Below are 12,039 nucleotides of genomic sequence, written 5' to 3' on the forward strand. Positions count from 1 at the left end.
AAGAGACAGGCAAATATTGCAGCCTTTTGTGTATCAAGTACCTAGTAACGCGCTTTCATTTTTAACGCCACATTGACCAGCGCAATCAGGATAGGGACTTCAACGAGAGGTCCAATCACACCTGCAAATGCCTGATCTGAATTTAAGCCAAATACGGCAATTGAAACTGCAATCGCGAGCTCAAAGTTATTGCCCGAAGACGTAAACGCAATTGAAGCATTCTTATCGTATGGCAAGCCAAGTTTTTTACCTGCGTAGAAGCTGATAAAGAACATCGACAAGAAGTAGATGATCAAAGGCACCGAAACCAGTAACACATCGCCCGGCAGCTCAAAGATCATTTCCCCTTTCAAGCTAAACATCAGAACGATGGTCGCAAGAAGAGCAATCAAAGTAATCGGTGAAATACGAGGAATGAAAACCTCTTGGTACCACTGTTCGCCCTTGGCAGCGACTAGCCATTTTCGGCTCAAGTAACCTGCTAAGAAAGGAATACCCAAGTAAATGGCCACACTTTCAGCAATGTCGAGTACTGTAATATCCACATCAAAACCTTGCAGACCAAACAGTGGCGGTAAAACAGAGATAAACAACCACGCTAAGAAGCTGTAGGTTACGATTTGGAACGCGCTATTTAGAGCGACTAACGTTGCACCATACTCTTTGTTGCCCCCGCCAATATCATTCCATACCAGTACCATAGCAATACAACGAGCAAGACCAATCAAAATAACGCCAACCATGTAACCCGGATGGTCGCGTAAGAAAATAATCGCCAAGGTGAACATCAAGATTGGCCCAACAATCCAGTTCATGACTAATGACAATGTAATGGCTCTGCGGTCTTTCGTCACTTCACCCAACAAGTTGTAGTTCACTTTAGCCAAAGGCGGATACATCATCAAAATCAAGCCAATAGCCAATGGGATATTCGTGGTGCCCACGGTCATAGCCTCATTCCACTCCCCTACTTGCGGGAATGTCACACCAATAAACACCCCTAACCCCATAGCTAGGAAGATCCAAACAGTCAAATAACGGTCAACGAACCCCATTTTTCCTGCTGCATCCGGTTTAGCAACAACATTTTCAACGCTCATAACTTTATCACCTACAAAACTTGAGTCACGACAAATGAATTAGAATACATTCACAATTCCATATATATGGAATATCATATATAAGAACTTGCACGAGTCAACCTCTGTCACAAAATATTCATTATCAATGATGATTACCAAAATGCCGCCAAACCAGACTCATTTTTTAACTGCGCAGCAAGGAAGCTTCTATACTTAATTAGAAAGTGCTAATGCGCCAAAACGCTTAAAGGAATAGGTTTTAATGAAATTCAGTGTGTTACATAACAAGGCGTCTTTAGTCGTGCTGGGCTCAATACTGCTAATGGGTTATGTGATGATTCAGTTCCCACGAATTGCACCCAACTCAATTGATGTCGGGCTTGAGCTTGTGCAGCTGCTTATCTGCTTTTACCTCCTCTACCGCTTACATGAACTGAGAGATGCTTCAACTACCTTCACTGCTCTGTTTATTGCGTTAACTCTGCTTGTGATAGGTAATTTACTCGACTTACTCGATGAGTTTTATGCACTTAACGAACTGCTGGATGTTGGCGAAGATGTGTTAACAACAACAGGGTTTATGCTATTCATTTTGGCGTGTGTTCAATGGGTCAATCAGTACAAAAAGCGCTTTGACCAAATGAAACATCTGGCCGAAATTGACTCTCTTACTGGAATACCAAATCGACGCGCTTTCTTAAAGCTGACCGAAGAGTACTTTGAAATAAACGAGCAGCTATTTGAAAAAATGAGTGTGTTAGTCATCGATATAGATAACTTTAAGGACATTAACGACAAGTATGGCCATCCATTTGGAGACGAAGTATTAGTACAAGTTGCAAATGCGATTAAGCTCGGCCTGAGAAAAGGTGATTACGTAGCGAGACTTGGAGGAGAAGAGTTTGTCGTCCTTCTAAAAAATACAAATGAACAGGAAGCCGATACAACCGCTCATCGTATTTTAGATAGTATCAACAAAATGCGTGTTTACCATTCAGGCAAGTCTGTGACGTGTACTGCGAGCATAGGTGGCGCGACATCATCAGCACATCCCTTTGAGTTTGAAAAACTCTATGATTTGGCTGATAAGAGCCTTTACCAAGCAAAATCTCGCGGCAGGAATCGCTACTGCGCCAATCAAGATGCAGCCTGATATCACTTTAATTAGCTCTATCTACCGATATTAATTTTCTCTTTTTCATAGGAGATCCTAAGCTGACTTTACAACGTATTTTTTTGTAAAGTGCAGTTCAGTAAGGAGGCACTATGAAATCCACCCACATTGTTATCGCGGCCAGTACATTATGTGTATCACTAGCCGCCTTCGGTTCTAAAGACTCTAGCCGAGACGACACTCAAGCCATTCAAGACCTTAAGCAAGATCCAAGGTTCGCGATTGTTGATACCGATAAAGACGGAGCGATAAGCCGTGAAGAACTCATGGTCTATCAAGCTCAGCGACATCAGCAAACGAATAACTTCCAAGGCGGGCTCGTCACCTTCGTGATTCTAGATAAAGACAGCGATGGTGTGCTCTCGCCGCAAGAACTCAACGAAGCACGATAAATCAAACCACTAGGCAGCGCACCAACCCTTCGCTGCCTTTTTCATAGAACGATAGAAACACAAGGACGTCATTATGGTTAGCAAACTCTCTACACCACTCCTCGTCACTATCCTTGTCAGTCTTCCTGCGCTCAGCGGTGAAAACGTCGTCTACCAAGTAGACGGGGCTAATTACGAAGGCTATTGGTCGAAAGCCAGTGATTCCGCGCCTTTAGTGGTGCTGGTTCACGACTGGGATGGGTTAACGGATTACGAAATGAAGCGAGCACATATGCTCAACGACTTGGGGTACAACGTTTTTGCTGTCGACCTATTTGGGCAAGGGGTAAGGCCAACAGAAGTGGCGGATAAAAAAGCGCACACCGGTGAGCTATACAAAGACAGAATGAAGCTTCAGAAACTCATGAATTCAGGTATTCAAAAAGCAGGTGCCATGGGTGGTAACTAGATAACACCGTTTTAATGGGCTATTGCTTTGGCGGCGCTGCGGTACTTGAATCAGCAAGAGCGGGAGCAGATGTCAAAGGCATTGTCACCTTCCACGGAGGGTTAACTACGCCGAACGGGCAAAGTTATGCAGACACTAAAGCACCAATAATGGTGTTTCATGGCACTGCAGATACCGCAATCAGCATGCAAGACTTTGCTCAGCTGGCAACTGAGTTGGAGGAATATAACGTCGATCATGAAATGATCACCTACAGCGGCGCACCTCATGCCTTTACTGTCTTTGGCTCCCAGCGCTATCATGAGGTGGCGGATACCCGATCTTGGCAGTCTTTCGTAGAGTTCCTAGAAAACACCACCAAAATCTAGCGAAAGAAGTGCGCTAGCTTCGCCTACTCGTGGCTAGCGCAAACCGACACGCGATTCCTGCCTTCTCGCTTTGCTACGTAAAGCGCTCGATCCGCTCTCTCTACCAGCTCATGCCAAGTTTCCGTTGGCAAATGCTGAGCGATACCAAAGCTAGACGTCAGCTCGATAGGGTTCGTAGCTTCGAGCTGTATTTTCTCAATCGACTGCCTTAAAGAATCCGCGTAATCTTTCGCAATTTCTAAGTGGGAGTTGGGCAAAAGAATCATAATTTCATCGCCTCCCAATCGAAACGCTTTGGCATTTGGGTGTAATGACGTTCTCACCTCTTCCGCCACTTTCCTGATCACCTCATCACCTATCAAGTGACCATGGTTATCATTAATACGCTTAAAGTTATCGATATCAGACAGGATCACATTCACTGAATGCGTATTCTGACAATTCATAATAGAAGAAACGGTGGCTTCCAACGCGCGTCTATTATGCAACGCAGTCAGCGGGTCCTCATAGGAAAGAGTATGTATAGATTGAAGTAAGCGCGCGTTGATCAACCACAACATAGAAAAGCTCATCGAAACAATTAAAACTATGCTCAATATGAACGTTATTTGGTGGATGATATTTGCCGCCATAAAACTGCTCATTTCATCAGACGATAAGGTAATTAGAGCTCGGAAAACCATAAAAGCGCTGTACACTAAGAACGTCATCCCCATCATTCGAACAGCCGTGGGTAAATCTTTTCTTGAACCTTTCATCACTGCATAGGAGGTAAACAACGTCACCAATGCTAGATAACTGCTTATAATCACTATACGGCTATTAATTGATGGAACAACGTAGGTGTAAAAGAAAAAACCAACAAAAACTGCAACCATCAAGCTAGCACTTATTCGAGCCAACCTTCGAGTGTAGCCACGAAAAAGAGAGAGGCTATAGAGCGTTAAATGAAAACCAAGTGCAATCAACATGTTTGCACCAACAATACTTAAAGTATCAGAGATCACACCTCTAAAGCTCATCAGAAATGGGCCAGTACCAATGATGAAGATCGACATTGAAAATAATGAAAGGCCTTCGATGCGCTTCTGGGAACGTTGGAACAGCATCAACCCAGTGCAGAAAATCACTGAAAATAAAATAATGATAAAGTTAAGCGTTCTCGTATCTAAAGAAAAGTCACTCATGCCTTGGTTAATTCCTAGTTCTGACCGGCACACTATACCCCATTTGCGTTAGGTAGAAATTCATTACAAAGCGTGTTGATTTGCAATAGAGCCTTGAAAGCTCAACTGTTTGTATAGCTTCCTCATGCTTAGATATGATTTTCATTTCAAGCCAAATATGCGACGCACATCTCATTGCGAATACAAATATCACAACACGAAACATCCAGAGGATGAATTAATTCATCTGTCATATATGCATTAAATTGGAACTCAACTTAGGTTATTTAAATCCTAATTGGAATAAAAAGTATAAAACCTAACACCCATCAACCACGTTGAAATCGTGATTAATTCGATCTTATTAACACTAAATCTCATAGAGTTATCACAAAAATTTGATCAACATCTCCTTAACTTCTAACATTGCTCTCACAACTAAAACAACAAGCCACTCAATCTATAAGTGTGAAGCGATGAAATTAGAAACTGTTGATTATACTGCCGATAACGCCGCCGAGCTTTTTGTCCAATCTCTGAGAGACACAGGCTTTGGCGTACTTAAAAACCACCCGATTCCTAAAGAATTGGTCGAATCTATATACCAAAATTGGCATGCGTTTTTCAGTGATGAGCGTAAACATGAGTTTATGTTCAATGTGGAAACGCAAGATGGTTACTTCCCTCCTAATGTTTCTGAAACGGCTAAAGGCCACACAGTAAAGGACATTAAAGAGTACTTTCATGTTTACCCTTGGGGGCAAATTCCCGAAGAGCTTAAAGAGCAAATCATGGATTACTATCAGCAGGCCAACGCTTTTGCACAGGAACTACTAAGCTGGGTCGAAGCACACGCCCCTGCCGATGTGCAAGAGAAGTTCTCGATTGCTCTGTCTGAAATGATCAACGGCAGTGAAAAGACATTACTTCGTGTTCTGCACTACCCACCAATGACCGGTGAAGAAGAACCAGGCGCTATTCGTGCAGCTGCGCACGAGGATATTAATCTGTTAACCGTGCTTCCTGCGGCCAATGAGCCTGGGCTACAAGTAAAAACCAAAGAAGGTGAATGGCTGGATGTCCCATGTGACTTTGGTAACTTGATTATTAATATTGGCGATATGCTTCAAGAGGCCTCTAGCGGTTACTTCCCAAGCACCACTCACCGCGTGATAAACCCGACGGGTGAGAGACAAACCAATTCACGCATCTCTCTGCCGCTATTCTTACACCCTAAACCAGAGGTGGTGCTGTCTGAAAGGCACACCGCAGACAGCTACTTAATGGAACGTCTAAGAGAGCTGGGGGTCATTTAATACTTTTCCATTGTTCGACTAGTCACCGTTCTAAAAAAAATAAGGGCCAGTATTGGCCCTTATTCATTCATGCTCGGTGGCCGATCCGTCCAAAGCCTCGACTCACTCTTTTTTCGATAACCATAATCAAACAAACGATTCATGTAAGCTAACCCCGTAGGTTCAAGACCATCTTCATCAAAATCGTCCTCGATATGTGCAAGTTGAAAAGCAAACTCGTTACGGTCGCTATAATGGTATATGTACTCAACGTCTGCGATACCTTGCCTACGAATCAACGTTGAAATGGAGCGTGCAGATACCGTCGAAATCGAGCTTTGAACTTCATCAAATTGAGGATTCAAGTAGCCATTTCTCACCACATAAATTTCCTGTTCATGATCAGAAGAACGCAGACTATTGTGCATCCACTGTGGTATTAAAAATACCTGCCTGGAAACGCCGCCATCAACATGAAGCTCATCATACTCTTGCCCCTCATAAGACAGTGGAATCAACTTAGCTGGAAAGGCTCCCGGAATAGAGCTACTCGCAATGACAATATCCTGAATGAGGGCTTGAGCACTGGGTGTCCCTACCTGAGCAATTCGACCAATATCCCAGATCGCCATTTTTTCGCTATCTAGATTTGTGGTCGCAATTAATAACAGCCGTCCACGCTCACGCTCTTCAGCAAGGCTTTCCATTAATTCATAAGTAATCGCATCTCGAACTTTGTGTTCAAAACCCGAAGTGTCTACAAACGACGTTCCACCGACAAGCCTAAACATAGAATGTCGCTTGAACATGTCTTCAATAGCCGTCTCGGTGTAATAGTGTTTAAGGTCAGTGTCATAATCTGAGCCAAGATAAGCAAACACCGAGACTATCGCGCCAGTTGACACCCCTGTAACCACATCAAAGTCTGGACGAAGGCCTGTATCGGTCCATGCATTCAAGATTCCCGCAGAAAATGCGCCATTCACTCCACCACCAGAGAAAGCAATATGAATCACTTTGTCCGTTTCCTCTTTATTTTCCAGTAGAGTTTTCAGTTCCTTAGAGACATCATAATTATGTGCTTCAACCACTTGCTCATCCCAAAATCGCAGCCCAGGCACTTCCAACGGATTCATTTTGTGTGAGTCTTCTGCCGCATTACGCTCAGGTAATGTACTGCACCCCACAATCAAGAGCAGCGCTAAAGCTAATATCGTTCTAGATGTGGTTAATTTAATTAAGCTGCTAGAATTATTCGATCCTCGCTTATTCATATTGACGACTCCTCAAGCAAAAGTGAGTGCGTTTTTCTGCGTCGATACTCAAAACATTGTTGCAATACAAATATCAAAATAGCGCCGATCACAACAGCCACAAAGATAGAGCTAAATCGATACAGTAATGCGAAAAATGCGTCCTTCTCTCCAGGCGAAAGTGCGGTGGTCATCGGTACCGTCAATGCTGCCATCGCAGAAAAGGCGATCGCGCCTTTGGCTGGGCCTTGAGTTTGCCAATAGCAGAATGGGCCCATGGCGATCGTGAACAGTAGCCAATAAAGAAACGCATTATCGAACCACAATCCGAGGATCAGTTGCATCCCTAACCCGGCTAAGCAGCCCATGATTGTGCCAATAATCCTAACCTTGGCCATTTTTAATGCCCCTGCACAACTCATAGGAGCTAAAATTACCAATACAGATGCATGTGCTGCCGACGAATCGTATAGGTCAAACACCTGAAATGTGACGAAAGCGACTATCGCAATGAACCAAACCATAAAAACATTCTCAGCAACATACTGAGGAGGCTGAGCCTCTGTTTCCTCTGCTTGAGACGGTTCAGCGCTCTTCTGTTCAGTGGTTGGCTGATCAAGTGCTTTCTTAGACGGAAACCACCAATAAGCTAACGCGCATATCACTATGTTAAGCAAGCAATATACCCAAATGGTAATCGCCATATCTTCAATGTCGATAAAGGGGTAGGTCGACAAATTAAGGATCACAGACCCGATAATGATGCCCATATAACCGATGAGAAAGGTTTTCTTGTTGGTCATCGCGATACTTTTAACTAAGAAAACTAACGCAACGGCCAATAGGAAGATAACCGGATACCCACCTAGAACATCGACCAACAGCATCGCTTGAATCGTCGTCCAAGCCGCCGAAATTAGAATAAGCATAAGCAACGGCATATTGAAGCTGTCGGTGTTACTTAGTACGAACATAGGCAGCAGTATGGCGAGAAAACCGTAATCCAGCCCAAACATCACCGTTACCGCAAGCCCCAAAGAACAAGCAAACCATATTCTCAGCGTTTTCATAGCTGCCCCTTAATAAATAAAGTGGAACCAACTCACCAGTTGCACACGAGCTCGCGCGATGAACTGCCAAAAACGGCTTTCTCCTGAATACAGTGACAGTGTCGCTCTCGACCCAACAAATAGAGAACTCGGTAACGGCTCCTCATGCTCAAGATTGATACGCGTTCTTTGAGCGTCGCGCACCCAACGATTATTCACTTCGATTTGAGTCAATGTTCCATTTGGATTTTGGTGCCCCGTTGCAACCCCTTTGTCCCGGCTTCCTACGTTGTATCGAAATATTTGACCTGGATAAGCATCAAACGTGACCAATGCCAAATACTCCTCGTCCACACGAGTCACCGACTTCTCTCGAAAATCAGCCGCTACCCACATTGAACCTTCCGAGACAAATGTCACTAGAGGCATATTGGAATTCGCCATCGCACCCACTTCCAGCTTTAAGTTGGTAACCACTCCCGCACTTGGAGCACGAACAATAGTATTGTTCAAATCAAGTTTCGCTTGCTCCAGTCGACTTTTGGCTAAACGCACCTCCGTTGTCCCATCAGCATGGGTACCGATTTGAGCATTCAGCATTTCAAGATTTTGATTCTCGATCTCCAATGCTGCACGCGCTACTTGATACTGTTTTGACAATGAATCCACCGTTGATTTTGAAACCGATTGACTCTTCGCTAGCTCTTGAATTCTTAAGTATTCGGTATGCGCATTTTCATAAGATGCTTTGGCCCGGTCGATATTGGCGACAGCTGCATACCGCTGTGCACGTAGTGCGTGCTCCTTTTCTTTCGCTGATTGAAGCGAAAGTTTCGCCTGCTCTAAAGCAATCGCATACTTACGGTCATCCAGCACAAACAACACATCACCTTCCGCTACCGCCTCATTATTAGCAACATTCACACTGACTACTTTACTGGTCACTTCAGGAGCAATTTGAACTACCTGACCATAAACACGTCCCTCAGTTGTAAATGGCGCTCTTCTATCTGCAACAATTAGATACACAAATGAGACAAAAAATACAATCGAGAGTATTTTCATCCATCGAATAAATAGTTGATTTTCTTTCATATTAAGCCCCTCATAGAGTTTATGCTTAAGAATTATAGGGATCGAAAAATGAATCTGGTAGAATAAAAATAAGCACATAATAGAGCTAAAAATAGGACAATGAACGTAAACTTTGATGATCTAAGAATATTTACCCAAACCGTTCTTCACGGCGGTATAAGCGCAGCGGCCAAAGCAAACGACATGCAGCGTTCCAAAGTGAGCCGACGCTTACAAACATTGGAAGAGCAACTTGGCTGTGAACTTTTAATTCGTACAACCCGTACAATCGAGCTTACGGAATCAGGAAAGCACCTCTATGAGTTGGTTGCACAGCAGTTCTACCATATTGAACAAAGCTTGATTGCTGTAAAAGAGTCCAAGCAAGATTTCAGTGGTGTTATTAGAATCGCTATCCCTTCAGCCTTAATGACATCTCAAATATTCAAATCGATCATCACAGAATACTCATCGAGTTTTCCAAATGTCCGCATAGAGATTGAAAATCACCAAGAAAGCATTGATTTGAAGCGCCAAGGATTTGATTTACAAGTTCTGCCAGATGCGGTCAGTGTTACCGATGACAGCTATGTTCAATTTAGTTTAATCCACTACTACTCTCATCTCGTCGCATCACCAAATTACCTCCGATCTCACCCACCCTGTGAATCTGTAAACGATTTGAAAGCACATCGTGTTTTCACCAACCGTTTTAATGCAGACCTGCTCGACGACGACATCCCAATACAGTTGAAGACGGACGACCTCAATCTCATGCACTATTTAGCACTAAAAAGCCAAGGCATCGCATTTTTGCCGCAAACTCACTCCAAGAAGTCGATCGAATCAGGTGAGCTTGTACAAGTGCTGCCACACACTCAATTTCCTCGTCTTAGCCTGACACTCATTTACCCTTCAGCCAAAGCGCTATCGAAAAAGACACGTGCTTTTATTGATCTGTTCAGAGAAAAACTCAACTCGTCAGATTGATGGGTACAGAGCGACGACAACTTTGCACTCATACTTAAGCCTCATAGAGTAACTAAATGTAAAGATTCAACTCTGATTCCTAAACTATTTGCACACTAACATTCACGGAACACAATTTATAAACCTTGGTTCAAATCCTTTAAAGACAAACAAACTTCCAACAAAATCAGCACACTCTCTGACACAAACCTGATTATCTTGTTAACGACATTAACCGTTAGCAAGGAAGTCGTATGCAAACTAGTCATACCCCAATCAACAATGAAAAACGTGCCAGGCAGCTTCTGCTGCAGGCCACAATGGGTTTTAAATCCAACGATCTCAAAAATGTACTCGAAGCGGGTAGCGTTGAGAGTTGGATTGAAAGTCAAACCAATGTATTTCGCACTAGCCTAGTGAATCGACAAAAGGAGATGCAGTCTCTTCACCACAATCAGGGGTGGAGTGATGTTCACTTCGATGTGGCTTATACCGATATGCTACTCAATCGCAACGATATTTTGCGTCATCGAATCAGCTACGTATTAACCCAGCTATTTGTGGTGAGCTCGAACAACCCTGTTCTAAAGAACAATGAGCGAAAGATCGCCATTGCAGAGTACTACGACACACTGTCTCGTCACTGCTTTTCCGACTTCAAAACACTCTTACTAGAGATGTCGCAGTCACCGGTTATGGGCCAATACCTCACATACCTCAACAATGATCATGTCGATGGCACGCCACCCGATGAAAACTTTGCTCGTGAAATCATGCAGCTGTTTACACTTGGCCCAAGCCTACTTCGCATGGATGGCACTGTTATCCACCAATCTGACGGTAGCCCTAGCTGTCTTACACCCAAAAGGACATAGAAGAAGGCGCCAAAGTGATGACCGGCTGGAAATTGAGAAACGATGATTGGCAAAGACCCATGACTATGGTTCAAGATCTCCACAATCAAAATGCTAAAACGATTCTGGGTACCACGATTGTTCAGGGGCAATCTGGAGAAGAGGATCTAGAAGCTTTCATCGACATCCTGTGTGGCCACCAAAACATAGCACCATTTATTGCTAAGTTCTTCATTCGGAAGATGGTGACCTCTAATCCTAGCCATGGCTATGTCGAGCGCGTCGCTAACGCATTTAACAATAGTGGTCTAGAAATGCTGGCGTTGATTAAGGCCGTATTAACCGACGATGAAGCGACTTACTCGCGACAAGATGAACACGATGGACTGGTTCGTGACCCACTCATTGTTTTCCAACATGGTTTGCGAGCACTCAACGTTAAACTCAAAAACAACTACACTATGCTTCCTGACGCCTTCTCTTGGCACAATCGCCGAACCATTTTGGAGGGCCAAGCGTCTTTTACTATTACCAACCGGAAGAGTCGCCAACGGATGAGCGCTTCCAAGGCATCGCTGCGCCCGAATTTAAGCTCTACAACTGGGACGACATTCACCACTACTACCGCCAAATCACCGATTTAGTTGCGCGTTTTGAATCAGAGTCTGGGCCAGCTATTTACATTGGTTACGACAACATCGAGCGTTTATATGAAGCCAAAAATGACCCTTCTAGCCTACTAAAAGTGATTGACTTACTTGATGAGCACCTGTTCTCGCACACCATGAGTGACGCAATGCGAATGCTCGTAGAACAATACTTACAAACGGCCAATCGCAACAACATCAACCCTCTGCGAGCGCTAATTGTACAGCTTATTTTATCCCCAGATTTCGTGACTCAAGGAGAATAACC

12 protein-coding genes and 1 pseudogene are annotated in these 12,039 nt (G+C 43.8%); 8 read left to right on the top strand and 5 right to left on the bottom strand.

Annotated features, from left to right (window positions below):
- Positions 1–41: 41 nt before the first annotated feature.
- Positions 42–1,100, bottom strand: a complete 1,059-nt coding sequence (gene arsB, locus UA76_RS21815) for an ACR3 family arsenite efflux transporter (protein ID WP_047049978.1) — start codon at positions 1,098–1,100, stop codon at positions 42–44.
- A gap of 244 nt (positions 1,101–1,344) precedes the next feature.
- Between arsB and UA76_RS22735 the strand changes: the two genes are divergently transcribed.
- The 3 genes and pseudogenes from UA76_RS22735 (at position 1,345) to UA76_RS21830 (ending at position 3,464) form a co-directional block, all read left to right on the top strand.
- Entirely contained in the window at positions 1,345–2,235 is an 891-nt protein-coding gene (locus tag UA76_RS22735; RefSeq protein ID WP_052772128.1) for a GGDEF domain-containing protein, read from the top strand.
- 113 nt (positions 2,236–2,348) lie between these two features.
- Positions 2,349–2,648: an EF-hand domain-containing protein gene (locus UA76_RS21825; RefSeq protein WP_047049980.1), complete on the top strand. Its 300-nt coding sequence runs from the start codon at positions 2,349–2,351 to the stop codon at positions 2,646–2,648.
- A gap of 73 nt (positions 2,649–2,721) precedes the next feature.
- Positions 2,722–3,464: pseudogene (locus UA76_RS21830) on the top strand (dienelactone hydrolase family protein).
- A 23-nt stretch (positions 3,465–3,487) separates the two neighbouring features.
- On the opposite strand, the gene UA76_RS21835 reads toward UA76_RS21830, so the two are convergent.
- Positions 3,488–4,651 carry a GGDEF domain-containing protein gene (locus UA76_RS21835; RefSeq protein ID WP_047049982.1) on the bottom strand — a complete coding sequence of 388 codons (1,164 nt, stop codon included), beginning with the start codon at positions 4,649–4,651 and terminating at the stop codon, positions 3,488–3,490.
- A gap of 455 nt (positions 4,652–5,106) precedes the next feature.
- Here UA76_RS21835 and UA76_RS21840 point away from each other — a divergent pair, with 455 nt between their 5' ends.
- The gene (locus UA76_RS21840; protein ID WP_047050049.1) at positions 5,107–5,946 is read left to right on the top strand and encodes an isopenicillin N synthase family dioxygenase; all 840 of its coding nucleotides are present in this window, start codon (positions 5,107–5,109) and stop codon (positions 5,944–5,946) included.
- A gap of 59 nt (positions 5,947–6,005) precedes the next feature.
- Here UA76_RS21840 and UA76_RS21845 read toward each other — a convergent pair whose 3' ends face one another.
- Genes UA76_RS21845 through UA76_RS21855 form a run of 3 tightly spaced genes read right to left on the bottom strand, consistent with a single transcriptional unit; the run spans position 6,006 to position 9,322 of the window.
- Positions 6,006–7,199 (bottom strand): patatin-like phospholipase family protein, encoded by a 1,194-nt coding sequence (locus UA76_RS21845; RefSeq protein WP_047049984.1) that lies wholly within the window; start codon positions 7,197–7,199, stop codon positions 6,006–6,008.
- Positions 7,196–8,248 (bottom strand): DUF2955 domain-containing protein, encoded by a 1,053-nt coding sequence (locus UA76_RS21850; RefSeq protein ID WP_047049986.1) that lies wholly within the window; start codon positions 8,246–8,248, stop codon positions 7,196–7,198. Before UA76_RS21850 ends, UA76_RS21845 begins: the two co-directional genes overlap by 4 nt.
- Positions 8,249–8,257: 9 nt before the next feature.
- Positions 8,258–9,322: an HlyD family secretion protein gene (locus tag UA76_RS21855; RefSeq protein WP_047049988.1), complete on the bottom strand. Its 1,065-nt coding sequence runs from the start codon at positions 9,320–9,322 to the stop codon at positions 8,258–8,260.
- Positions 9,323–9,421: 99 nt separating this feature from the next.
- On the opposite strand from UA76_RS21855, the gene UA76_RS21860 reads away from it, so the two are divergent.
- The 4 genes from UA76_RS21860 to UA76_RS23800 all read left to right on the top strand — a co-directional run bounded on the left by UA76_RS21860 (position 9,422) and on the right by UA76_RS23800 (position 12,037).
- Positions 9,422–10,291 (top strand): LysR family transcriptional regulator, encoded by an 870-nt coding sequence (locus UA76_RS21860; RefSeq protein WP_047049990.1) that lies wholly within the window; start codon positions 9,422–9,424, stop codon positions 10,289–10,291.
- A 233-nt stretch (positions 10,292–10,524) separates the two neighbouring features.
- Entirely contained in the window at positions 10,525–11,145 is a 621-nt protein-coding gene (locus tag UA76_RS25335; RefSeq protein WP_047049992.1) for a DUF1800 family protein, read from the top strand.
- Between the two features lie 17 nt (positions 11,146–11,162).
- Positions 11,163–11,768 carry a DUF1800 family protein gene (locus UA76_RS25340; protein WP_047049994.1) on the top strand — a complete coding sequence of 202 codons (606 nt, stop codon included), beginning with the start codon at positions 11,163–11,165 and terminating at the stop codon, positions 11,766–11,768.
- 101 nt (positions 11,769–11,869) lie between these two features.
- A complete protein-coding gene (locus UA76_RS23800) occupies positions 11,870–12,037 on the top strand; it encodes a hypothetical protein (protein ID WP_157617705.1) in 168 nt (55 codons plus the stop codon).
- The last annotated feature ends 2 nt before the right edge of the window (positions 12,038–12,039 follow it).

It is taken from the genome of Vibrio mexicanus (assembly GCF_001012815.1).
Taxonomy (GTDB): Bacteria; Pseudomonadota; Gammaproteobacteria; order Enterobacterales; family Vibrionaceae; genus Vibrio; species Vibrio mexicanus.